This window comes from Salinimicrobium sp. WS361, assembly GCF_050750585.1.
Classification (GTDB): domain Bacteria; phylum Bacteroidota; class Bacteroidia; order Flavobacteriales; family Flavobacteriaceae; genus Salinimicrobium.
In genome coordinates, this window is sequence record NZ_JBOJLM010000016.1 from 44,316 (window position 1) to 70,033 (window position 25,718).

The 25,718-nt window shown below is 41.0% G+C and carries 10 protein-coding genes; 3 read left to right on the top strand and 7 right to left on the bottom strand.

Features of this window, described 5'->3' with window-relative positions; translation table 11 throughout:
• Positions 1 to 2 precede the first annotated feature (2 nt).
• Entirely contained in the window at positions 3 to 731 is a 729-nt protein-coding gene (gene ubiE, locus ACQ93I_RS14295) for a bifunctional demethylmenaquinone methyltransferase/2-methoxy-6-polyprenyl-1,4-benzoquinol methylase UbiE (RefSeq protein ID WP_431699087.1), read from the bottom strand.
• A 133-nt stretch (positions 732 to 864) separates the two neighbouring features.
• On the opposite strand from ubiE, the gene trkA reads away from it, so the two are divergent.
• Positions 865 to 2,214 carry a Trk system potassium transporter TrkA gene (trkA, locus tag ACQ93I_RS14300; protein WP_431699088.1) on the top strand — a complete coding sequence of 450 codons (1,350 nt, stop codon included), beginning with the start codon at positions 865 to 867 and terminating at the stop codon, positions 2,212 to 2,214.
• The gene (locus ACQ93I_RS14305) at positions 2,214 to 3,710 is read left to right on the top strand and encodes a TrkH family potassium uptake protein (RefSeq protein WP_431699089.1); all 1,497 of its coding nucleotides are present in this window, start codon (positions 2,214 to 2,216) and stop codon (positions 3,708 to 3,710) included. Before trkA ends, ACQ93I_RS14305 begins: the two co-directional genes overlap by 1 nt.
• 924 nt (positions 3,711 to 4,634) lie before the next feature.
• Here the strand turns inward: ACQ93I_RS14305 and ACQ93I_RS14310 are convergent.
• The 4 genes from ACQ93I_RS14310 to ACQ93I_RS14325 form a co-directional block, all read right to left on the bottom strand.
• Positions 4,635 to 5,195: a helix-turn-helix domain-containing protein gene (locus ACQ93I_RS14310; protein WP_431699091.1), complete on the bottom strand. Its 561-nt coding sequence runs from the start codon at positions 5,193 to 5,195 to the stop codon at positions 4,635 to 4,637.
• 1 nt (position 5,196) lies between these two features.
• The gene (locus ACQ93I_RS14315; protein WP_431699092.1) at positions 5,197 to 5,541 is read right to left on the bottom strand and encodes a type II toxin-antitoxin system HigB family toxin; all 345 of its coding nucleotides are present in this window, start codon (positions 5,539 to 5,541) and stop codon (positions 5,197 to 5,199) included.
• A 761-nt stretch (positions 5,542 to 6,302) separates the two neighbouring features.
• A complete protein-coding gene (locus ACQ93I_RS14320; RefSeq protein WP_266070709.1) occupies positions 6,303 to 7,493 on the bottom strand; it encodes a pyridoxal phosphate-dependent aminotransferase in 1,191 nt (396 codons plus the stop codon).
• 35 nt (positions 7,494 to 7,528) lie between these two features.
• Positions 7,529 to 8,629: a fatty acid desaturase family protein gene (locus tag ACQ93I_RS14325; protein ID WP_423819539.1), complete on the bottom strand. Its 1,101-nt coding sequence runs from the start codon at positions 8,627 to 8,629 to the stop codon at positions 7,529 to 7,531.
• Between the two features lie 109 nt (positions 8,630 to 8,738).
• Between ACQ93I_RS14325 and rsmG the strand changes: the two genes are divergently transcribed.
• Complete coding sequence (gene rsmG, locus ACQ93I_RS14330; RefSeq protein WP_431699093.1) at positions 8,739 to 9,368, top strand: 16S rRNA (guanine(527)-N(7))-methyltransferase RsmG; 630 nt, start codon at positions 8,739 to 8,741, stop codon at positions 9,366 to 9,368.
• Between the two features lie 102 nt (positions 9,369 to 9,470).
• Here the strand turns inward: rsmG and ACQ93I_RS14335 are convergent, their stop codons facing one another.
• The gene (locus tag ACQ93I_RS14335) at positions 9,471 to 17,411 is read right to left on the bottom strand and encodes a LamG-like jellyroll fold domain-containing protein (RefSeq protein ID WP_431699094.1); all 7,941 of its coding nucleotides are present in this window, start codon (positions 17,409 to 17,411) and stop codon (positions 9,471 to 9,473) included.
• A gap of 268 nt (positions 17,412 to 17,679) precedes the next feature.
• Positions 17,680 to 25,718 (bottom strand): LamG-like jellyroll fold domain-containing protein (locus tag ACQ93I_RS14340; RefSeq protein WP_431699095.1); only part of this gene is annotated, 8,039 nt, incomplete at its 5' end.

Sequence of the window (25,718 nt, forward strand, 5' to 3'; positions counted from 1 at the left end):
TCTTATTTTGATGCCGAATAAATAGTCGCCACTCCCATTGTTTGAGGCTTGTGTTGTACCTCTATAAACCCAATTTCACGCAAAATATTGTTTAAGTTTTCCCCATAAGGGAAAGCGGCGGCACTTTCACTAAGGTAACTATAGGCAAGTTTATCTTTTGAAAACAACTTGCCAATTAATGGAAGAAGATTCTTAGAGTAGAATTGGTAACCTTGTTTAAACGGAAATTTAGTAGGAACAGAAGTCTCTAAAATGACAAAAATTCCGCCCGGTTTTAGAACCCGCAGAATTTCTGATAAGCCCTTTTCTAAATTTTCGAAATTGCGAACCCCAAAAGCAACTGAAATAGCATCAAAACTATTATCGTCAAAAGGTAAAGCTTCAGAGTCTCCCTGAATCATCTTGATTCGCCCTGTAAGTTTTTCTTCTTCGATCTTTTTTCTTCCTACAGATAGCATTCCTTCAGAAAGATCAAGACCCACAATTTCTTTTGCACCTGTTTTTGCCAGACTTATGGCAAGGTCTCCTGTTCCGGTTGCGATGTCAAGAACAGATTCAGGATTGGTTTCAGAAATTATATTAATAACTTTTTTACGCCATTTTACATCAATTCCAAAAGAGATAACTCTGTTTAAACCATCATAGTTGGTAGAAATGGTATCAAACATTTGCTCTACCTGTTTCTTCTTGTTTAAACTGGAATCTTTGTATGGGGTAACCTTCTTACTCATGCCAAAAAATTTTCGCCAAAGATACATGTTTATCTATCAAATGCTGAGCCTGTAAACCAAATACTTATGTGGTATTTTGTTTTGCTCGATTGAAATACATTAACTTTGTGCCTCTTGAACTTACTTGTTCCTTATGAAAATAATCATTGCCGGTGCCGGTGAGGTAGGATTCCATTTAGCCAAGCTATTGTCATATGAATCGCAGGATATCACTCTTATTGATGTGAGTCGTGAGAATCTTATCTATGCCGATGCCCATCTGGATATTCGCACCCTAAGAGGAGATGCTACTTCCATTTCGGTGCTTAAAGATGCGCAAGTAAAAGACGTAGATCTGTTAATTGGTGTTACCAGTAGTGAAACAACAAATATTACAGTTTGTGTACTGGCCAAGCAATTAGGTGCAAAACGCACCATTGCCAGAATTGCCAATACCGAATTTTTGGACGGAAAAGACGAGATAGGTTTTACCCAGTTTGGAATTGATGAACTCATTTCTCCTGAAGCATTAGCCGCCCGTGAAATTGAACTTCTCCTGAATCAGTCGGCGTTTAATGATAGTTACGAATTTGAAGATGGAGCCCTCACTATGGTGGGATTAACACTTTCTGAATCGGCTGCTTTTTTAGGGAAATCGGTTAAAGAAACTGCCAAGATCTTTCCGGGGATTCATTTTATGCCAATTGCACTACGGCGGAAGGATACTGTAGAGACAACTATTCCCAGAGGAACTACCACTTTTAAAGAGGGCGATCAGGTTTACTTTGTAACTACACGTGGGGGAGTAAGTGACCTTTATAAGCTTACAGGAAAGAAACGCCAGAACATGAAAAATGTTATGATTCTGGGAGGGAGCAAGATAGGCCGTAAAGCCTCGATGGATTTGTGCAAAAAGAAAATGAATGTGAAGCTCATAGAGAGCGATAAGGATACAGCATTTGATCTTGCCGATGAACTGCCAAGAGCCCTGATCATTCATGGTGATGGTCGTAATGTGGAGTTGCTCGAGGAAGAAAGCATTCAGGATATGGACGCCTTTATTGCGGTAACAGGAAATTCTGAAACCAATATTATGACCTGCCTCGTTGCTAAATCCAAGAATGTAAAGCGAACCATTGCACTGGTTGAGAATATGGATTATTTTCAGTTAAGCCACTCCATAGGGATAGATACGCTTATCAATAAAAAACTACTGGCCGCAAGTAATATATTCAGGTACATAAGAAAAGGAGAGGTCGTTGCTATGACACGCCTTAGTAATATGGATGCTGAGCTGCTGGAGTTCATAGTTAAACCTACTTCTAAGGTTTCCAATAAAAAAATTATAGATCTTGACTTTCCGCGATCAGCAATTATTGGTGGAGTTATTAGAGATGGAATAGGAGTGATTGCTTTGGGTAATTTCAGAATTCTTCCCGGTGACCGGATTGTAATTTGTTGTTTGCCACATGCCATTCACAAAGTAGAAAAATTGTTCCTCTAATGCCGAGACTTAATAAGCCTATAATTAGTCATATCATGGGGGTGCTCATGGTCTGCAACGGGGGGTTCATGCTTACTGCTGCCGGAGTTAGTTTTTACTATCAGGATGGAGTAACCTGGGGAATCCTGCAGGCAGCACTAATTACTATGGGAATTGGAGGTTTGGCAATGGTTTTTACAAAGGGCCATGTGAAAGAGGTCAAAAAAAGAGATGGCTATCTCATTGTAACCTTCGGATGGATATTTATGGCACTAAGTGGTACCCTGCCGTATGTGTTAAGCGGTGGAATACCTTCCTTTACAAATGCCTTTTTTGAAACCATGTCTGGCTACACCACCACAGGGGCTTCAATTTTAAATGATATAGAATCTGTTCCCAAAGGGTTGCTCTTCTGGCGAAGCCTTACCCACTGGATTGGGGGAATGGGAATTATAGTCCTGGCCATTGCAATCCTTCCACTGTTGGGAATTGGTGGTATGCAGCTATTTGCCGCAGAGGCCCCGGGCCCCAGTGCCGATAAACTAAAGCCACGAATTACCGACACCGCCAAAAGACTCTGGTTTATTTACGTAGGATTAACTTTTGCTGAAACCGTATTATTATACGTTGCCGGGATGGGCCTTTTTGATGCCGTTAATCACTCCCTAAGTACACTCTCTACCGGTGGCTTTTCCACAAAAAACGCAAGTGTCGCATTCTGGAATGACAATCCTCTGGTGCAGTACATTATCTCTTTATTCATGTTTCTGGCAGGAACAAATTTCGTGATAAGTTACTTTGGGTTCAAAGGGAATTTCAGAAAGGTCTTTCGCGATGAAGAGTTTAAATGGTATTCCTATTTTATTATTGGTTTTACGTTGATTGCTGCTCTAATCGTTTTTTTTAAAGCCGATCCTTCTCTTTCATCTATAGATCATCCTATGATTTTGGGAGAATTTGAAAGTGCCTTGAGGCATTCCCTGTTTCAGGTTCTTGCTATTGTTACCACTACAGGTTTTGTCACGGCAGATTATACTTTATGGACTACTTTTTTGACGGTCTTTTTCTTCGGATTATTCTTCCTTGGGGGCTCAGCAGGCTCTACAGCAGGTGGGGTGAAAGTTATGCGACATGTGATTATGATTAGAAACGGCCTCATTGAATTTAAAAGAACGCTGCACCCAAATGCTGTACTCCCGGTACATTATAACGGTAAGAGTATAAGTAAAAAGATTGTCTTTAATATTCTGGGCTTTTTTATCCTTTACATGCTTTCTTTCATAATTGGTGCATTGGGGCTCGCTTCAATGGGGCTGGGCTTTGAAACTGCAATTGGAGGAGCAGCTTCTGCTCTGGGCAATATCGGTCCGGCTTTTGGAGACCTTGGGCCGGTAAACAATTTTGATTCTTTGCCCCCTCAGGGAAAATGGTGGTGTTCATTTCTTATGCTTATAGGAAGGCTTGAGCTATTTACCGTCCTCATACTTTTAACACCATTCTTCTGGAGAAACCGATAGGATTAATCAGTATGCAGTAATTAGTATTGAGAATTGAGAATTGAGTGATTTTTGCTAGATAATTTTTCTTCTCTTATTCTTCGGAAACCTTCGGACAGCAAATTATTTGTATTGATGGCGCGGATTTGTAATCCGTGACGAGAAGAATTCAATTCAAATTTCTATGACTGAAAATGTTCTTCAAAAATGGCATTTCTGGAAAGTGTTTTCCCGGAAGGCATTCCACAAAGAGGAGCGGTTAAGTATTGGGATTTTAGAATTGAGAATTAGAAAATTCTATTTTCAAATTTCTTCTTTTCTATCTGCGGAAATCTGTAGAATCTGCGGGAAATAGAAGTATCAGTATTTGGATGTCGCGGATTTGCAATCCGTGACGAGAAGAATTCAATTCAAATTTCCATGACTGAAAATGTTCTTCAAAAATGGCATTTCTGGAAAGTATTTTCCCGGAAGGCATTCCACAAAGAGGAGCGGTTAAGTATTGGGATTTTAGAATTGAGAATTAGAAAATTTCATTTTTGAAATTTCTTCTTTTTTATCTGCGGAAATCTGTAGAATCTGCGGGAAATAGAAGTGCCAGCATTTAGATGTCGCGGATTTGTAATCCGTGACGAGAAGAATTCAATTCGAATTTCTATGACTGAAAATGTTCTTCAAAAATGGCATTTTTGGGAAGTATTTTTCCGGAAGGCATTCCGCAATACGGAGTGATTTAGTATAGAGATTCTAGAATTGAGAAGTTAGTGATTTTCATTATTCAAGTTTCTTCTTTTCTATCGGCGGAAATCTGTAGAATCTGCGGGAAATAGAAGTATCAGCATTTAGATGTCGCGGATTTGCAATCCGTGACGAGAATAATCCATTCAAATTTCATTTTTTGAACGGTCTTCCACAATTAGTATTATTTATAATTGCCTATAGCATTCAAACTAATTCCAAATCCTCTTTACTTAATTTCAAATTAGGATTATCTATTTTCTTAATTGAAGATTTGATTTTTGCTCTTTCATCTTGAGGAAGAAAGGTTGGAACAAGATCAGTTAAATCAATTTTCAATAATCTATTAATTACAATCAAATCTCTCAAGGAAAATGGACTAATACCATTTACTAATTCAGAAATATATGATTTATTATTATGTCCTAGTAAAACACCAAAATCTTGTTGAGTAATTCCTATATTTTTTAATTTTGTTCGAATTAAATTTTTTCTTTTTTGAATGAATAATCTTTCTTTCTCAGCAACTAATTCAGCGACATCACTTTCTAAAATTTTCTTGTCAGAAATTTTTGAATTTCCAGACCAGTTCTTTGATTCATATTCTTCAATTAGATCTCTTAAATTGGATCTCAGTTCCTTAAAAGTAGAATCTTTTTTAGATAAGATTCGTAGTTTCCTATCAGCTATTAAGGCTCTTTCAAGCTCTAATTCATTTCTAATTGCTCCATTTTGAAGGAGTTCTTTTATGTCAAATTGTGTTTCCATATTATTCAATCCAATCGTTTGATCTTAACCAGGTTTTAATAGTGTTTTTATTGTTCTTGAAGGTTAAAATGTAATCATCGTGATTTCCTACCCAGACTACAGTTGCTTCATTCTCATCAAATTCAACTAATATCATTGTTCTATCAGCACGAGTAATATCAAAAAAATAAAACCCGTCATTGTGAACACAATCAGCGTCAATTCTTGCTTCTGTTAGTTCTAGCTCATTATTCCAATTATTAGATTCAATAGAATCTATTAAATCAATAATTCCTGTCAAAAGAATTTGATTACCCCTATTCTTTCTTTTGAACTTCTCTAATTTTTTCTTGTTGATTAGTCTCATTAGTATGACAAAAATAACGAAAGTTCTAAAATAATTAGAACTTTATTTTGAAATGTTCCTTCAAACTTGTTTTTAAGGCCTATACGCTTCTCATTTATTTTCGGACAGCAAATTATTTGTATTGATGTCGCGGATTTGCAATCCGTGACGAGAAGAATTCAATTCGAATTTCTATGACTGAAAATGTTCTTCAAAAATGGCATTTTTGGAAAGTATTTTCCCGGAAGTCATTCCACAAAGAGGAGCGGTTAAGTATTGGGATTTTAGAAATGAGAATTAGAAAATTCCATTTTAAAATTTCTTCTTTTCTATCTGCGGAAATCTGTAGAATCTGCGGGAAATAGAAGTATCAGTATTCAGATGTCGCGGATTTGTAATTCGTGACAAGAAGAATTCAATTCAAATTTCCATGACTGAAAATGTTCTTCAAAAATGGCATTTTTGGGAGTGTTTTTCCGGAGGGCATTCCACAAAGAGGAGCGGTTAAGTATTGGGATTTAGAATTGAGAATTAGAAAATTCCATTTTGAAATTTCTTCTTTTCTATCTGCGGAAATCTGTAGAATCTGCGGGAAATAGAAGTATCAGTATTTAGATGTCGCGGATTTATAATCCGTGACGAGAATGATCCAATTCGACTTCAGAAATATAAAATGTTCTTCAAAAATGGCATTTTTGAGAGGTCTTGTCTTCAAATGCTTCAGGCATAAACAAAAAATCCCTACTTTTTCAGCAGGGATTTTTTATAGATTTCAGAAGAAATTATTTTTCAGAAATAGCATTTTTGATGCGATTCATGGCTTCTTCTATTTCGGCTTCACTTGCGGCATAAGAGAACCTGATGCAGTTTGGGCTTCCAAAAGCATCTCCGGTTACTGTAGCTACCAAAGCTCTTTCCAAAATGAACATAGAAAAATCGGTTGCATCTTTAATTTCGTAGCCATTGATGGTCTTTCCGAAGAAATAGGAAATATCGGGGAAAACATAAAAAGCACCCTCTGGCTCTGTAATGGCAAAACCTTCAATGCCCGACATTAAATCAATGATCAACTTTCTGCGGCTTTTAAACCTGTCGATCATGTACTGGATCTTGCTTACAGGAGCTTCTAATGCAGTGATCACCGCACGTTGTGCGATACAGTTGGCGCCACTGGTGATTTGGCCCTGCATTTTGTTACAGGCTCTCGCAATCTCGGCAGGGGCTCCTATGTAGCCAATTCTCCATCCGGTCATGGCAAAAGCTTTTGAAACTCCGTTTACAGTGACCACACGGTCATACATATCTTCGAACTCTGCCATAGAGGCGTGCCCTCCCACAAAATTAATGTGCTCATAAATTTCATCGCTCACCACAATGATTTGCGGATGTTTTACCAGCACATCGGCCAAAGCACGAAGTTCTTCTTTGCTGTAAACCATCCCACTTGGATTTGAAGGGGAGCTGTACCACAACATTTTAGTTTTTGGCGTAATGGCAGCTTCAAGTTGCTGTGGTGTCATCTTAAAATCTGATTCAACTGAAGTAGGTACTTCTACGGGAACGCCTTCGGCCAGCTTCACAATTTCGGCATAGCTCACCCAGTAAGGGCAGGGAAGGATCACCTCGTCTCCCGGGTTGAGCATTACCATCGCAACGTTGGCCAGGGATTGTTTTGCTCCTGTTGAAACAACAATTTGGGAACGATCATAAGTGAGGCCATTATCTCTCTTGAACTTGTTGATAATAGCATCTTTTAGCTCCACGTAACCGTCTACCGGCGTGTAGGCGTTGTAATTTTCATTGATGGCCTGTATGGCGGCATCTTTAATAAAGTCGGGAGTATTAAAATCGGGTTCTCCCAGGCTAAGGCCTATAACGTCTTTTCCTTCTGCCTTAAGCTCTCTGGTCTTGGCAGCCATTGCCAGGGTTTGAGAGGTAGACATGTTGTTAATGCGATCAGATAGTTGGTACATGTTAAAAAGGGTTGATAGTTATGGTAGATTAATAGTTAAGATGATACTGTGGGCTTCATTCCCATTTCGCGTAAATGGCGAAAATGTGCGGTAATGGCTGCCCGGGTGGTCTTATATTCATTATAAGGCAGCTGGCACTCTTTAGCTGTTTCCTTCACTATTTTTGATAGTTTGTTATAATGAATATGACTAATATTCGGAAAAATGTGATGCTCTACCTGGTGATTCAATCCGCCGGTAAACCAGTTGACTAACTTATTTTTGGTAGAGAAATTTACCGTGGTAAATAATTGATGAATGGCCCAGGTGTTTTTCATAGAGCCGGTATCATCGGGTAAAGGCATGTCAGTTTTTTCTACTACGTGAGCCAGTTGGAATACCACACTTAAAATAAGGCCTGCAGTGTAATGCATTATGAAAAACCCAATAAGGATCTTCCACCAGGCGATAGACAGGATAAGCATTGGGATGACGATCCAGATTGCCACGTAAATAAGTTTAGTGATGGCTATGATGCTCCATTGCTTTACCGGATTTGGCATTTTTCCGTAAGAAAGTTTACGGGCAAGATACCTTTTGGTTTGCTTAAAATCTGTGGTGAGTGCCCAGTTAAAGGTAAGTAACCCATATAAAAATATGGAGTAATACTGCTGAAACCTATGAAAGCTGTGCCATTTGGCGTGTTTGCTAAAGCGTATGATCCTGCCGGCATCCAGATCTTCATCGTGGCCGTGAATATTTGTATAAGTATGATGCAGAACATTGTGCTGTACCTGCCAGTTGTAAACGTTTCCTGCCAAAACGTAGATAGTACCCCCCATAAGATTATTTACCCATTTTTTGGAAGAGTAGGAGCCGTGATTACCATCGTGCATAATGTTCATGCCCACACCGGCCATACCTACTCCCATCACTATAGTAAGTAATAACATCCACCATTGAGAAATGTCAAGGGTAAGAATGAGAAAGTATGGAGTTAAGAAAAGGGAAAACATGACCACGGCTTTGAGATGAAGCTTCCAGTTTCCACTTTTTGAAAGGTTGTTTTCTTTGAAATAGGCATTCACCCTGCTATTAAGGGTTCGGAAGAACTTTGCTGAATCTGTCCGGGAAAAACGTACTGTAGGTGTATTCATTAAAAATTTTGTATGTAAATGACAAAGGTAAAAGATTATAATTCTCTACGAGTATAGCACTTCACAATTAATGCTTTAAATTATTACTTTTGCTGAAAAATAAAAAAGTTTGGAGCTTCTCGAAAAATATTTTTCCAATTTCTCAAAAGATCAGAAGAATAAGTTTTCTAAACTGCAGGAACTGTACCAGGATTGGAATCTTAAGATAAATGTAGTCTCCCGTAAGGACATTGATGAACTTTACCTTCGGCACGTGCTGCATTCTCTGGGGATTGCCAAAGTTCAGGAATTTCTTCCCGGCACATCAATCCTTGATGTGGGCACAGGAGGCGGTTTTCCTGGTATTCCCCTTGCCATTCTGCATCCCGAAACAAATTTTCACCTTGTAGACAGTATTGGTAAAAAGATCAAAGTGGTCAATGAAGTGGTTGAAGGCCTGGGCCTAAAAAATGTTCACACTACCAACGCCAGGGTAGAAGAAGTGCCGGGGCATTACGACTTTATTGTAAGCAGGGCGGTTGCTGCCATGCCTACTTTTGTACACTGGACCACCGGTAAGATTGCGAAACAGAGCAAACACGAACTTAAAAATGGAATTCTCTACCTAAAAGGCGGAGACCTTTCTGAAGAACTGGCCGATTATCCCAAAGCCGTGATCTATGAGCTGCCAGATTTCTTCGAAGAAGATTTTTTTGAGACCAAAAAGGTGGTGCATCTACCCCTGAAGTATAAAAAATAAGAAACCTCAAAAAATGGACTAGCCCCCAAAAGTTGTATACTTATTGGGGGCTGGTCAAAAATGCCATTTTTGAGACCTCTTTTTTCATTTCGGCAAATTTATTTAATCTACAAGGAACTTGAGAGCCACACTCGAATCTTCCAGGTACACCCGCACGACGTACATTCCTTTAACCGGAACCTCTACCGGTAATTTTATTATGCTTCCCTGTTCAATTTCACTTTTGCTGTACGAATAGATTGCCTGCCCCACAGTGTTGTATAAAATGACATTTTTGACAGGTAATAAATCGTAATTTTTAATGACGAGCTGCTTTGATTCTCCCAAATAAAGGACCTCTAATCCCGTTGAGGAAGGTTGAGGTTGTTGAGGTTTCTCAATGATGATGCTGTCGTCACCTCCATTGCTGCCGTCGTCATCACCTCCTTCATCAGGGTCTCCCGGATCTTCTTCGGAAGGTTGATTGTCTTTAAAGACTATGGCGTATCGGTCATGGATGTTTCCCGCTGCGACTTCAGCAGTAAAATCTGATTCCTGCAGATTATGATAGGTGTCGGTATCATTGTCTTTTACAAAAATTGGAGCATTTTCGCCTATGTTCTCAAGCTCATCAATTGCAATGGTAATTTGGCCTCCTTTGGAAGTTTTAATGCCAAATGGCAACACCCTGCTTTCTCCAAAATCGGGCACCCCCTGAATGATGGCCTCTAATTCATTGAACAACCAGTACATATCTTCCCTGTTGTTTTCTATAAGGGGAGCGTCATAACCAAGGTCAAATCCTGAAGTCGTATTTTCATCAGCAGTAACCAGAAGCTGACGGTGGTAACCTTCAGGGGAACGGAATTTGATCCAGATCCTTTTTCTGCCTTCCGCAGTAGAAGATTTAGGCTCATTTAAGCCTTTTTTCTCCTGGGAATGAAATACCGATTTTGTGGGGTCAATTTCAGAAACAAAGAAACGCTGACTATTCCTGAACAAAATTTCTCCTCCATCAATGCTAACGCCATATTGAGAAGTGATAGATTCATCGAGGGCGGTACTTACAAAAAAGGCCTGGGCAACCGGAATGTACTGTTGAGGCCTCTCACCACCTTCATCTCCTGTAGCATTAATACGTTCGTCATTTGCTATGGCTCTAATTCCGCCAGAAAGATTATACACTGCATAGCCGCCAATGTAAAGGGGCAGGTAGTGCGTGTTGCCTGAAAAATGCGACCAGAAATAAAGGGAACCGTTAAAAACATTCGTGCCGTTTCTTCTATCCTCCAAATTATCGAGAATAAACTCATTGGCATCAATAGCCGATGGGTAAGGGTTCCCAATAAGGTAATTTTTTCCGGTAGTGATATTTAACGAAATGGTGTCGTTATTTGGCATTCCGGTGAACACGTAATTCTGAAGATCGAGAATTTCACTGTACCCCGAAGATCCTTTCATGGAATATCCTTCTCCCGATTTTAAGAGCGTTGTACTTTCATTGATCTTCTCCCACTGGCTGTATTCATTTGAATCTCCAAAGAATTTATGCAGCCAGTAAGAACTTATTTTAATAGGGCTGGCCATAGCCTTGTCTGCCCAATGAAACTGATAGTTAAAGTCAATAATTTTTGGATTGGCAGGATCTGTACCATCTTTTAGTACTGAAGCGATTTTGTAACCGCTGTTTTGACCACTAATACTCACCGGTGATGTCCAGTAATTGTAATTGTAACTGCTGGCGGTTCCCTGCTGGTCTTTTTGTATGCTGCCATTTCCAACTAAAATACTACCCTGGGTCTGGACCAGCTGTGATTCTCCATTCAGGTCTATAAAACCACCAAGATCGAGGTAGTTGGTTATGGTGAGGCCGTTTCCGGTTCCAGGTTGAATTCCGCTGGAGGTGCGTACAGGATTTTCACCCAGCATATCCAACTCTCCTCCATTTAGTAAAAATCCAAGCAGCGTAATATTTTGGCTTCCGGAATTTTGCTTGTGGGTGACATAGGCAATATTCCAGTTGATGTTTTCTCCATTGATCCCCTTATCATTGGGCCAGGTCCAGAAATTCTCTCCGTCATCTCCAATATGAACATCCCATGTTGCCCGGGTTTTCCATGCGCCATCAGCTTCGGAAATATAAGGAAGGGGTGCAGTATTTTGCTGAAGACTTTCAATATTCCGCAGATGCCCGTCTACACCATTATTTGCCCTGTCTACTGCTATTCCCTGGGCCACTTTAGCATCTTCAGCAATAAGCCTGTAATAACTTGCGAGGGATGACCAGGATAAGGTTTCAGGAACATTCATGGGGAGAATTATTCCTTTTACGAAACTACCATTGGGCTCAATGCGCTGGTTCATCATAAACCTTATTTGCTCTACAGAGAGGGCGGTGTTCCACACTCTGAGTTCTTCCATCCAGCCTTTAAAATAGTTTTGCGGTACTTCGGGATTCCCTGCGTTGTACATGGCACCAATAAGAAATGGAAACGAATTGGCTGTTGGTTTGGAGCCAGTAGCGTTTCCTACCTTGATGCCGTCTACATATAACTCCACGCTACTGCCTTTAAAAACCACTGCAAGATGGTACCAGCGGGTGGTGCTTAATTTGTGTGAAGTAGAAACCGAATTTCCATTCCATCTAAAGGTGGGTGCACCATTATTGATTACCAGGTCATAACCACTGGAAGTTAATGCCGCTGTGTTACGTTTTGAAATAATTGTTTTTAATCCCTGAACAGACTTCGGTCTAATCCAGACTCCCGTAGAAAAATCTGAAGAAAAGTTATTTCTGTCTCCAATATAGACGTAATCATCTACTCCATCAAAATCTAGAGTACTGCAATCGCCTTTAAAATTAACCGTCATGTCACTACTTGTTCCGCAGGTGCCATCGGCATGGGCAATTGTCCATCTTAACGTGTAAATACCTGCCGGGGCGCTAAAAGCTGAGGTTGGGTTATTGGGGTCGGCAAGTGTCCAGCTTGAATTTGGGGCATCAATTACCGTCCAGGTTCCCACGCCGGTCACGGGCGTATTTGCCTCCAGAACAGTATCGTAAAATCCGCATCCAAACGTTTGATCGGGGCCTGTTTCAGCAACAGTCAGCTGTTCAGGCTGGGTAATAGTGACCGGTACGATAGCCTGGCAGCCATTGGCATCAATCACAGTCACGGTGTAGTTCCCTGCAAGTAGATTTATCGCAGTAGCTGTGGTTTGTTCTGTTGGATCATTCCAGAGATATTCGTAGTAACTGTTGCCGTTTTCATCAATGAAGGGAGTGCCTCCCTGCGGTGAAGCTGTAGCTTTCCCTTTTTCACCATAGCAGGCAGGATTAACAGAAGTGAGGTCAATGGAGATTGGAGCAAGCGGCTGTATGATCTCTACAGCCTCCGATCCAAATTTTTTGCCTTCACTGTCTTTCACCCAAACCGTATAAGTGCCTGCTTCGAGACTATTGAACACATTAGAGCTTTGATAGGTTCCATTTGAACCGGTAATACTGAAATAATAAGGAGCTTTTCCTCCGGAAGCTTTTGCGGTTACAGTGCCGTTTTTGGAACCGTAGCACAGTAATTCATTTGCAGTAACGGTGACAAATAACGGAGCCTGTACCGTCTCGGGACTGTTGGTGGAATAACATTTGGGGTTGGGGCCCTGTCCGCACGTCCATTTGCTATTGTTGGAAAAGGTAAGGTATACATTTTCTACAACGAGTATGTCTCCGCAATTCCAATCAACTTCAATGGTTTTTACTTTTTGAGGTATTGCCTGTTTATCGTATAGACACCTGCCTCTGTTCAGGCGGGTTACTTCCCCATTGGGATGTTCTATAGAAAAGATGTATTCCATATATAGCGAATACCGTGTGGGGCCAGAAGGCAGATCAAAGTAGATGAATTTTGAAATATCATCATCACAGGTTTCACTGGTAATTTTGTTTCCGTTGGCATCACCGATGTAAAACGGACTGATTTCAAAATCATTTGATCCGCAGTCGTCAACAAAACATTCCCCTGCATAATGTATGATGGAAATGGTCTTTGAAACTCCGGTAGCATCAGTAACCGTAAGTTTTACATCTTTATTTCCTGTGGCAGAATAAATAACTTTATGAGATCCAGGGCCGGTAGCTGTAGCGGGAGTGGCATTTGCTCCAAAATTCCAGGAATAGGTATAAGGTCCCACTCCGCCCTTCGCAGAAAGATCTTCTACTTCAAAATATGAGGTTCTAATAATGTCGGTATCACTGCCGCATACAGAGGTGGGAATTATTGGGGCATGGATAGCATCATATATGTGGACAGTAGTAGTAAGCTTACAACCCTTGTTGTCGGTTACTGTTACTTCGTATTCTCCTGCAACCAGATAATTTGCCGTTTTTGTAGTCTGTAGAATTGTGGTTTCTCCCTTTTTGCGCCACTCATAGGTATATCCCGGAGTTCCTCCGGTAAAATCTACAGTTGCTGAACCAGTAGCTGTGCCATAGGAGGTAGTTCGCTGAATATTTGTATTTACCACAGATAGTGGTTGGGTCGGCTGATTAATTTTTAATGCAGAATTAAGCACTACGACACAGTTAGGGTATGCTGCATCTCTTATAGCTACGGAATATGTTCCTGCAATAAGTTGACTAAAGCTGGCAGTCGATTGCCAGCTGGTTCCATTAATGCTGTATTCATAAGAGCCATGCCCTCCTGAAGCGTTTGAAATATTAATGGCGCCACTATTTCCATTTGCACAACTCACATCGGTTTTGGTGACTTGTGCGTTCATGAGATCCGCCTGTGATAATGTCACCGGTACCTGTACTGCACAACCATTAGCATCTTTCACGAAGATCGTGTGATTTCCGGCTGGGAGGTTTTCAAAAAGTTTTGTGGAGTAGAAATTCTCATTATCTACAGAGAATTCGTAGGGAGGAGTACCGCCTGTAACAGTTCCGGCGGCGATCATGCCATCACTTCCTCCATGGCAGGTGACTGGTGTAGTTGCAGGTTCGGTGGTCATCGTCAACACTTCCGGCTGAGAAATTGTAACAGTTTCTAAAGCTTCACAGCCCTTGCTGTCTTTTACAGTGATCACATGATCTCCTGCGGAAAGATTACTGAAAGTAGTCGCTGTTGAGAAACCACCTCCATTAATGCTATAGGTGTATCCCGAATTTCCGCCTGAAGCGGTGCCGACAGTTACAGTTCCGTCAGTTCCTCCGTTACAGGAAACGGGAGTGGTGGTGGAATTTGTGAGAGTCAGTACATCTGGCTGAGAAATTGTAACAGTTTCTGAAGCTTCACAGCCCTTGCTGTCTTTTACAGTGATGACATGATCTCCTGCAGAAAGATTATTAAAAGTAGTAGTTGTTGAAAAACTACCTCCATCAATGCTGTAAGTATAACCTGAGTTTCCACCTGAAGCAGTGCTGACAGTTACAGATCCGTCGTTTCCTCCATTACAGGAAACGGGCGTGGTGGTGGAGTTTGTCAGAGTCAGTACGTTTGGCTCAGAAATAGTCACAGTTTCTGAAGCTTCACAGCCCTTGCTGTCTTTTACAGTGATCACATGATCTCCTGCGGAAAGATTAGAGAAAGTAGTAGTTGTTGAAAAAGAACCTCCATTAATGCTGTAGGTGTAACCCGAATTTCCGCCTGAAGCAGTGCCGATTGTTACAGTTCCGTCAGTTCCTCCGTTACAGGAAACGGGCGTGGTGGTGGAATTTGTGAGAGTTAGTGGGTTCGGCTGAGAAATAGTAACAGTTTCTGAAGCTTCACAGCCCTTGCTGTCTTTTACAGTGATCACATGATCTCCTGCGGAAAGGTTAGAGAAAGTAGTAGTTGTTGAAAAAATTCCTCCATTAATGCTATAAGTATAATTTGAATTTCCGCCTGCAATCGAGCCGACAGTTACAGTACCATCACTTCCTCCATTACAGGAAACAGGTGTGGTGTTGGAGCCTGTAAGAGTCAGTACATCTGGCTGAGAGATTGTAACAGTTTCTGAAGCTTCACAGCCCTTGCTGTCTTTAACCTTGATGATATGATCTCCTGCAGAAAGATTATTAAAAGTAGTGGTTGTAGAAAAAGAACTACCGTTGATGCTGTAAGTATAACCCGAGTTTCCGCCTGAAGCGGTGCCGACAGTTGCCATTCCATCACTTCCTCCGTTACAGGAAACAGGAGTGGTGGTGGAGTTTGTTAGAGTCAGGACTTCCGGCTGGGAGATGGTAACAGTTTCCGAAACTTCACAGCCCTTACTGTCTTTTACAGTGATGACATGATCTCCCGCGGAAAGATTATTAAAAGTAGTAGTTGTTGAAAAAGAACCACTGTTGATGCTGTAAGTATAACCTGAATTTCCACCTGCAATCGAGCCGACAGTTACAGTACCATCACTTCCTCCATTACAGGAAACAGGCGTGGTGGTGGAATTTGTGAGAGTCAATACATCCGGCTGAGAAATGGTGACAGTTTCTGAAGCTTCACAGCCCTTGCTGTCTTTCACAGTGATGACATGATCTCCTGCAGAAAGATTATTAAAAGTAGTAGTTGTTGAAAAACTACCTCCATCAATGCTGTAAGTATAACCTGAGTTTCCACCTGAAGCGGTCCCGACAGTTACAGTTCCGTCAGTTCCTCCGTTACAGGAAACGGGAGTGGTGGTGGAATTTGTGAGAGTCAGTACATCTGGCTCGTAAACTGTAACTGTTTCCGAAGCTTCACAGCCCTTACTGTCTCTAGCAGTAATGACATGATCTCCTGCGGAAAGGTTGCTGAACGTAGTGGCTGTAGAAAAACTACCTCCATTTATGCTGTAGGTATAACCTGAATTTCCGCCTGTAACAGTGCCGATAGTTACAGTACCATCACTTCCTCCATTACAGGAAACAGGCGTGGTGGTGGAGTTTGTTAGAGTCAGGACGTCCGGCTGATAGATGGTAAGAGTTTCTGAAGCTTCACAACCCTTGCTGTCTTTTACAGTGATCACATGATCTCCTGCGGAAAAATTGGAGAAAGTAGTTGCTGTTGAGAAGCTACCTCCATTTATGCTGTAAGTATAACCTGAGTTTCCACCTGTAACAGTGCCGACAGTTACATTTCCGTCAGTTCCTCCGTTACAGGAAACGGACGTGGTGGTGGAATTTGTGAGAGTCAGGACGTTCGGCTGAGAAATTGTAACAGTTTCCGAAGCTTCACAGCCCTTACTGTCTTTTACAGTGATCACATGATCTCCTGCGGAAAGATTTCTGAAAGTTGTCGCTGTTGAAAAGGCTCCTCCATTAATGCTGTAAGTATAACCTGAATTTCCACCTGCAATCGAGCCGACAGTTACAGTACCATCACTTCCTCCATTACAGGAAACGGGCGTGGTGGTGGAATTTGTGAGAGTTAGTACGTCCGGTTGAGAAATGGTAACAGTTTCTGAAGCTTCACAATTCTTGCTGTCTTTTACAGTGATCACATGATCTCCTGCGGAAAGATTAGAGAAGGTAGTGGCTGTTGAGAAATTACCTCCGTTGATGCTGTAAGTATAACCGGAATTCCCACCTGAAGCATTGCCAACAGTTACTTTTCCATCAGTTCCTCCATTACAGGAAACGGGCGTGGTGGTGGAATTTATCAGAGTTAGTAAATCAGGTTCAGAAATTACAAGGTTTGAATTAAGGCTTGTTTGACAGGTGGAATCGGCCTTATCGGCAATGAGTACCTGATAGGTGCCGGGGTTGAGTCCGTTAAAGTTTCCGGAATCCTGCCAGGAGTTGCCATTGTCAATGCTATACTGATAACTTCCGCTCCCTCCTGAAGGTCCCGAAATATTTATTGATCCGTCACTGTTGCCATTACAAGTGATGTTAGTTGAAGACAAACTGGCCGAGAGGCTACATTCCTGAAAAGCAGCAGAAAAAATTCCGTAAGGAGATTCCGCCCAACTTTGTGCCTGAGGCTGAAGTTCCTGAGGGAAAATGTAAGTATTTGATGTAGAGTTATTCCAAAAGGATGCCAGTACCGAACTTGTCAGTAGTAAAAAGAGGACCGAAATTTTGAGAGAATTGTAGATTTTCCCCATGGCAAACCGTTAAAAATCAGCAGGTAAAAGTAGGAAAATTTTCAAGATTGTATTCTTTTATTCCTTTTTTTAATCGATAAAAGAATAATAACTCCGATTAAATGCACTTCTTTGAAGGTTAATTTGCCTAAAACCACTTCCAGATCCTTTTGCATAGGGTTTTTGAACTTGGTTTTATTGCGAAATAACTTTTCGAGAGTTGTGATTCAGTGCTGTCACAACTTTCAGGTATTGATGAAAATTTGATGACAGAAATGAGCAAAAAACCTTAATCTATCTGGTCCACAAGGAATTTTAGCACCCGGGTGAAATCTTCAGAATAAACCCGTACGAAATACATGCCTTTGCTGGGTACTTTTATCGGTAATTTGCTGATTTTTTCAAGCTCAATATTGGAATAGGTATGTATTTTCTGTCCTAAAGCATTGAACAAAATGGCCTTTTTGAGAGGTAACAGGCCTGGATTTTTAATTACAACTTCTTTATACTTTGATGAATAAACTAAATTAAATTTACCCTGAGCAGGAGTGGGTTCTTCGGGTTGTTCACTTCCGTCGCCATCACCACTTCCATCGCCATCACCACTTCCGTCGTCATCACCGTCACCACTTCCATCGCCGTCACCATTTCCATCGCCGTCACCGGGATCTTCTGTATCATCTTTTTTCTCATGGAAGACAAGAGAGTAACGATCATGAATTTCACCGGGTTCAATTGTTGTAGTAAAATCAGATGCTCTCAGGTTGTAATAAGTGTCGGTAGCATTGTCTCTAATAAATATCGGAAGGTCATCAGGGATATTTTCCATTTCATCTATAGCAATGGTGAACTCTCCTTCCGTAGAAATTTTAAGTCCCAGAGGTAAGACCCTTTCAGTATCAAAATCGGGTACTCCCTGAATTACCAGTCTATCCTCCTCTTCTCCCATAAGCCAGTACATATCCTCTTTATTATTTTCGATAAGAGGTGCGTCATAACCAAGGTCGAAACCTGAAGTTGTAGCGGTATCACGGGTTACCAGGAGCTGACGGTGATACCCGGCCGGAGATTCAAATTTGAGCCACAGCCTCATTCTGTTCTCAACTGTAGTAGTTTCTTCGGTTGTAGGATTCAAACTAATCGTCTTCTTCTCCATTGAATGGAAAACGACTTTTGTGGAATCTGCCTCAGTTTGAAATACCCGCTGGCTATTATTGAATTTAACCTCTCCACCTGTGATTGTCACATTTGGATTAAGCGACAATGCAGGGTTTAAAACGGTATTAATAAAAAATCCCTGGCCCACAGCAATATACTGGCGTGGTTTTTTTCCGCCCTGTCGGTTTGGATTCTGGTTATTGATCCTGGCATCATTGGCAATTGCACGAATACCACCGGCCAGGTTGTAAATGGCGTAACCTCCTACATATTCAGTAAGAATGTGGGTCTTATTAGCAAAATGAGACCAGAAATAAATTGAGCCATTAAATACATTTTGAGAATTTCTGCCTAAAGGAACATTTTTTAGGTTATCCCTAATAAATTCACTTGCGTCAATGGCTGAGGGGTATGGGTTTCCAATTAAATAATTTTGATCCAGCCCAATATTTAATGTTATTGTGCCATTATTAGGCATACCCCTAAAGGTGTAGTTTTGCAACTCCTTTATATCTTTATTTCCTCTTGACCCTTTCATGGTAAACCCTTCTCCTGTAGTTACAAGTGTGCCTGGGGTAATTTGTTTCCACTTGCTGTACTCCCCGGCTTTTCCAAAAAACCTATTTAACCAGTAGGAGCTTATTCTAATAGGGTCGCCTTCAGAGTAATCATGATCTGCATAGTGATACTGAGGATTAAAATCTATAGTACCTGGATTTTCGGGGTTAGTTCCGTCCCTTAGAACATCAATAAGTTTATATCCTGAATTGGGTTCATTTCCTTGAATGCTTACAGGAGAACTCCAATAATTGTAATTATGACTACTGGCAGTTCCCTGCTGGTCACGTTCAAGATATCCCGATCCCTCTACCTTGCTGCCTTCTGTCTGTAAAAGCTGTGATTCTCCATTAAGATCGAGAACTCCGTCGAGCTTAAGATAATGAGTTAGCGTTAGGCTGGTTCCGGTTTTATTATTTTCTCCTTTTAAATTAAGAGTTCCTGTTTTGTCCAGTAAGCCCAAGAGGGTAATATTCTGAGAGGAAGTGGGATTGTTAACTTTTTTACCATTAAGATCTACAATATTCCAGTTAATGGCTTCCCCGTTTATTCCGCTGGTATTTGGAGCGTTCCATACATTTGGCATGCTAATATTTCTTCCGTTGTACGGATTGGGCAGCTGCCAGGTGTTTTTGTCAAACCAGTTACCATCATTTGTAAAAAGTTTGTAGGGGAGAGGTGCAGTGTTTTCCTGCATATCTTCGATGTTCTTCAGGTTTCCGTCTGCTGTATTTCCCAGGTTTCCAAGGTTGACAGTGAAACCGTTAGCAATCAGGCCTTCTTCGGCCAGGAGTTGATAATAACCGGGCAGTTTACTCCACGACTGTACTTCGGGAGCGTTTGGCAGGTTTAGATCATTTCCTAAGACACTTCCGTTAACCTGAGTATCATTGGTTTTTTCAAGACGTTGGTTCATGTAGAACCTTATTTGCTCAACAGAAATTCCTGTGCTCCATATTCGAACCTCTTCGATAAAGCCTGAGAAGTTATTTTTACTTCCACTAAAAGAAGAAGCGTAAGTTGCGCCAATAATAGCGGGGGCACTACTGTCAATAATAGCGTTTGGGGTAATCCCTGAATTGGATTTTACCAGGATGCCATCTACATACAGCTGCAATTCGTTGCCAGAATATACCCCGGCAATGTGGAACCAACGATCTGTTGTTAGTGAGTTTACGGAAGTTACACTCTTATTTCCGACCCTAAAAGTAGGAGCTCCATTGCTTAAGATAAGATCGTAGCCGGAATTCAAATTATCTTCTTCCCGTTTAGAAAATATGGTTCTTGTTCCTGTAAGATCATGAGGTTTGACCCATGCTTCGATAGAGAGATTGCTGTTCACCATGTCGTAGTGATCACCAAGATCTACAAAATCGTCGTTTCCATCAAAGTTCAAGCGGCTACAGGCGGGTGGGAGTTCAATTACCACCGTGTCACTTATTTTGCACTCTTCAACAGTAGGAGTTACCACCCAACTTATTTCATACTTTGTATTAGCCTGCCCAGTGAACCAGGTATTTGGAGCTAATTCATTTTCAAAAATGGGTAAATTACTAGTTGTTGGTGCAGTTGCAATAACTTCCCATCTGCCAGTCCCCAGGTTAGGATCTACAGGTATGGCGTTTAACTGAATTTTACTTATGCCACATTCAGCAACAATGATATCTTCACCTGCATCCACAATAATTTCTAATGGCTGATCTATAGTAATATTTTCAGAAAGCAGGGTGCAACCATATGCTGTATTTGCGGTAAAAGTATAAGCTCCGGCTTTAAGGTTGGTTACCTCAAAATTCCCTGTGGTGTTATTTACTTCTGAAGCTACTTCAGATCCGTTGTTGTTTAATAAAGTTAAAGTGTAATTAGGGGAATCACCCGCAATCACTCCTCCACTTACAGAAATAGTGGCACTACCATCTTCACCATCAAAACAAGTGACATTCGTTACCGATGTACTGTCAATTTGTAATGCTGAAGGTTCTAAGACAGGAGGACCGGTAACATCTACCGAGCAGCCATTGGTGTCTGTAACAATTACAGAATAACCCGATTCACTTGGAGGAAGGTTAGTGACGGTTTTGGTTGTTCCAACAGTATTTCCGTTTTGGTCTTTCCATTGATAGGTAAAAGGAGCTGTTCCTGTTCCTTCTGTCACGGTTACAGTTGCAGTACCATCCTGTGCACCAAAGCAATTTACAGGGGTGACAGAAACGGTCGCAAGGGGAGAATTGTAAAAAGAAATATTCACCTCATCAATACAGGTAGCGTTGGGATCATTAGAGGTTAAGGTAAGTATTACCCCATTTTCAGAAGTAAAATCAGCTTCTCCCGGAGTATATATGGCATCCAGGGCCTTACTATTAGAAAAAGTACCGGTGCCGTTTGTAGACCAGGTGCCACCATCGTTTGATCCTGATATTTGCCCATCCAGCTGAATGGTCCCCACATTAGAACACAGAGTTTGATCTTCGCCGGCATCTATACCTAAAACAGTCACAGTTGCTAGAGCCTCCTGTGGTTCGCACCCGTAAAAATCGGTTACTGTTAATTTATACTGTCCGGTCATATCTGCCGTGACATTTTCTATTACAAGGGATTTTTCAGATGAAACTAGATCTCCATTTGGGTTGGTCCAGGTATATTCAAACGGTTCCCGTCCTCCTTCAAATTCTGGAGTAATTTCCAGTATTTCTCCCTCACATAAAAATGTAGCCGGGATTGGATCGATTGAGAATTTGATTGATTCAAGGGTACCAAAGGATATGTCATCCAAGCCAAAATCATTACCTCCTGTGTCAGTGTTTAAATTTACTATTTCAAGAACGGCAGTTGTTGCATTTCCAGAATTCCAGAAAGGATTACTATAAAATTGTACCCAATTCGAAGTATTTACCTGATAATTACTTGTTGGTTTTGGGGCATTATTCAGATTGGCTACGGTTCCGGTATTCACCCCGTTAACCTTAAACTGTAACCGAGCTGGGCTTGAAGGGTTAAGATTCATACCCCAGGCACTAAAGTAGTAATTTGTATTAGGTTGGATATTCGTTATGGTCTGTCTCCAAATCACTTTTCCAGAGGCGGGGGCTCCGTTTACCAATAGGAATTTTCCGGAGCCAGTAGTATGATCCCGACCAAAGAAGTGCGGATGGTAAGCATATGGAGTAGGATGTGCATCTTGAGCTACTGTATAGGTTCGTTCAGCCCATAAAGCTGCAGTGCCTTGATTTCGATCGGTGTAAGCAGTGGGATAGGGTTTATAGTTGTATTCAGTATAGAAACCTGTATTACCATCTTCAAAGTCACCATTTATAATTAATTCATTAGAAATATCAATAAATCCTGTGCCGGTGCAACCAAATTCATCGGTGACAGTGACAGTATAAGTTCCCGCAATTTCGGCCTCTATCCTCCACGGTTCTCCTGTTACTGGAGTGATCGTTTTTCCCTGTGATTCCCAGTCATAGTCAGTATAATTTTGATCTGTGGTAATCTCAACAAATTTAGAATTGGTACAATAGTTTGCTTCTAATATTGGTTCTGGTGGAGTACGAACAATAACTTCAACAGTATCTGAGCCTGGGCAATCAACGCTTTCATACTTGTATATGGCGGTGAATGTGGTTGCACCATTTACCTGAACATTTTTTGGATTTTGTTCGTAGGAAAATATCTCATCCGGCTTGTCTGATCGTATCCATGTTACTGTTGGTTGTTCCGAGCCTTCTCCAGAAATGCTAACATTTCCAATTGCCCAGAATCCTTCTCTTCTAGACCAACCACTACCATTATCATACAAAAACCTAATTCTTACATCAGGTTCGTCTTTAGGTATCTCTATAAATTGTCCATTATCAGTAAGACCTGGAACCATGCTCGTCCTCGAACCAATGTCACTCGTGTAAACTTCTTTTGTTTTCCAGGTATTTCCTCCATCTGTAGAAATTTGGACTTCTCCTGTATCATATTCATTGCGCCATGAACTTCCACCATCTTTATATGCATGGCTAAAATTTAAAACAACTTTAGAATAACCCACTGTGCTAAAGCTAGGGCTAATCAGGGAAATGTCATCAAAGTTTCCGGAATATTCTTCACTGTTTACAACAAGAAATGGTGAATTTTCATTTGAGAAATCAAATTCTGCTTCACAAGTTGACCACCAGCCGCAGCTATATTTATATGCTAAATCCCCGTTAGAGCCTTCTCTCCATCTGTTTCCAGTTGAGGGATCTTTTGACCATTTATTACGATGTGATTGGTTACTGAAATTCCAGTTTACAACTATTGGTGGGAGGTTTTCCCCAGTTGCTACTTCTGCATTAGAATATAAGTCCACATAACTCTCACCAGGACAGATTTCAATAATTTTAGAGTTTTTATTTTCTGAATTACCGTTGAGGACAATAGAAGCGTTAACATCTGGAGCTCTTTTAACCAAAACTCGTACTTCATATGGAGTTGGGTTATCACACTGGTTTGAACTCAAATAAATTTTATAAATACCACTTATGTCTTCAGCTGTGGAGTTTAATAAATTTTCTCTAATAGTTCCCGTCCCGTTATTAGCTGAATTCTCTCCTATTGGCTCACGTTCCCATCTGAAAGAGGTATTTGGTGTATCACTTGATGGATGAAATTCAAATATATCACCACCACATATTATAAAACTATACTCAAGTCTCTCAGGATCGGTTGAAGGATTGCTTAGACGGGGTATTGGATTAACCGTTGTTGTTACTTTTTGGGTGTTCAAACATCCTTCAGGTGAAGAAATGTTTACCTCATAAGTGACTTCGACGGGTTGGTTTGAAGTGTTTCTCAAGGTTTCACCTATATTACCGGTGCCATTTCCTGTAGAATTACTGGAAATATCAGGGTGTGGTAAACGATTCCAGATTATTTCAGTATCAGAATCATTTGTCTTGAGCTCATATTCAAATGCCGTATTCGAACAAGCGTCTGGTGCATTCAGAGATCCTATTAATTCAGGTGTTTGATTTACAATAATTTCCTTTTCAATTGAACAACCAGTAGTTGAGGTAGCAATAATGTTATAGACACCCGGTTCTGCTTCTTTAGGGTTTTGGACTTGACTTCCATTTTTAAAGTAAGCTAAACTTAAACCTGTCGAGGAATTAGGGCTAAATTCTAATAAGGTAAGATCTGCGGGTGAACAAAGGGAATCAGCATTAATAAATTCGAAATGAGGTGTAGGATTCACAGTAACAGTCACACTTATTGGTGTACCTGTGCAACCATTCGCTTCAGGAACAACTCGATACTTTACAGCCTGTGGCTGGGAGCTATTATTGGAAAGCGTCTGAACAATCTGATTTCCCGAGCCTTCAGAAGCCCCGGTGATGTCATTTCCCACTTCAGCAATAGTCCAGGAAAATGAAGTCCCACTTCCGCTTAAATTAATGGAGGTGCTTTCACCGGAACATATTTGCTGGCTGGCCGGACTCACTGAAACTGTCGGGGTGGGATTTACAGTAACATCATAGGTCACCGGTGCTCCCGTACAACCATTTACCACAGGGGTTATTGTTACAGTTGCTGCGCCGGTTTTGGCAGTATAAGAAGGAATTTCAGTAACGTTAGTCCTGTTAGATAACCCAATAGCCGAACCACCAGAAATATTGAATTTAGTGCCGGTTACGTTAGCGCCAAGAGACAGGATCTCTGTTGTTTGTCCGTTGCAGTAAGTCTGTTCATCAGGAAAAACATTTACTTCCGGTTTTGGTTTAACCGTTATTTTGAAGGTTTCTATTTCTCCGGGACAATCGTTTGCTGAAGGAGTCAGGCTAATGTTGGCAACCTGGGTCACATGAGTGCCATTAGTGGTGGCGACAAATGCAGCAATATCTCCATTTCCTGAAGGACTAAGGCCAATATTGGTGTTATCATTACTCCATACCACTTCACTTCCTGTTACCGATACGTTTGAAAGATCAATCTTACTAATCGTTTCTCCTTCACATACCACAATATCATTAGGTTTTGTGATCGATGGAGTGGGGTGTATGGTGATGGAAAAACTGGTCGCATCCCCTTCGCAGGCATTTCCGAAAGGAATAACCTCAAATACGGCGGTAACAGATTCATTAGTGTTGTTCTTAGCCGTAAAAGCAGGGATATTTCCTGTTCCACTTGAAGCCAGTCCAATATCAAGACTGCTTCCGGAAGCACTTTTATAAGACCAGGAATAAGATTTGTTTGCTAAAGTATTACCGGTAAAGGTTACAGCAGGAATAGTTTCAGTATTACAAAACTCGCTGCCGTCAATTGCGGGTACAGCAACAGTGGGCTCAGGAATGTTAATGGTTTGGTCTTTAGTACTGAAGTTTCCTTTGTCATCAGTGAAAGTCCAGGTAACCGTATATTGTCCCGGACCATCAAAAATGAGCTTTGGGGTTTCCCCTTGAATTTCACCTGAACAATTATCCTGTGCCACAGGAACAGGAATAGCTTCCCCGCAACTCCAATTCTCCAGCGTGCTGATGTTAGGCAGGGTGGGAGCTTCTTTATCTTCAATAGTAACTTCTATAGCTCCTGAAGCGGTTAATCCTGCTGCATCGGTGACGGTGTAATTAATGGTGGTTTTTCCAA

Excerpts from the sequence above, each read along its gene's own strand:
- ubiE (WP_431699087.1), bottom strand. The coding sequence starts at position 731 with ATGAGTAAGAAGGTTACCCCATACAAAGATTCCAGTTTAAACAAGAAG.
- trkA (WP_431699088.1), top strand. The coding sequence starts at position 865 with ATGAAAATAATCATTGCCGGTGCCGGTGAGGTAGGATTCCATTTAGCC.
- ACQ93I_RS14305 (WP_431699089.1), top strand. The coding sequence starts at position 2,214 with ATGCCGAGACTTAATAAGCCTATAATTAGTCATATCATGGGGGTGCTC.
- ACQ93I_RS14310 (WP_431699091.1), bottom strand. The coding sequence starts at position 5,195 with ATGGAAACACAATTTGACATAAAAGAACTCCTTCAAAATGGAGCAATT.
- ACQ93I_RS14315 (WP_431699092.1), bottom strand. The coding sequence starts at position 5,541 with ATGAGACTAATCAACAAGAAAAAATTAGAGAAGTTCAAAAGAAAGAAT.
- ACQ93I_RS14320 (WP_266070709.1), bottom strand. The coding sequence starts at position 7,493 with ATGTACCAACTATCTGATCGCATTAACAACATGTCTACCTCTCAAACC.
- ACQ93I_RS14325 (WP_423819539.1), bottom strand. The coding sequence starts at position 8,629 with ATGAATACACCTACAGTACGTTTTTCCCGGACAGATTCAGCAAAGTTC.
- ACQ93I_RS14335 (WP_431699094.1), bottom strand. The coding sequence starts at position 17,411 with ATGGGGAAAATCTACAATTCTCTCAAAATTTCGGTCCTCTTTTTACTA.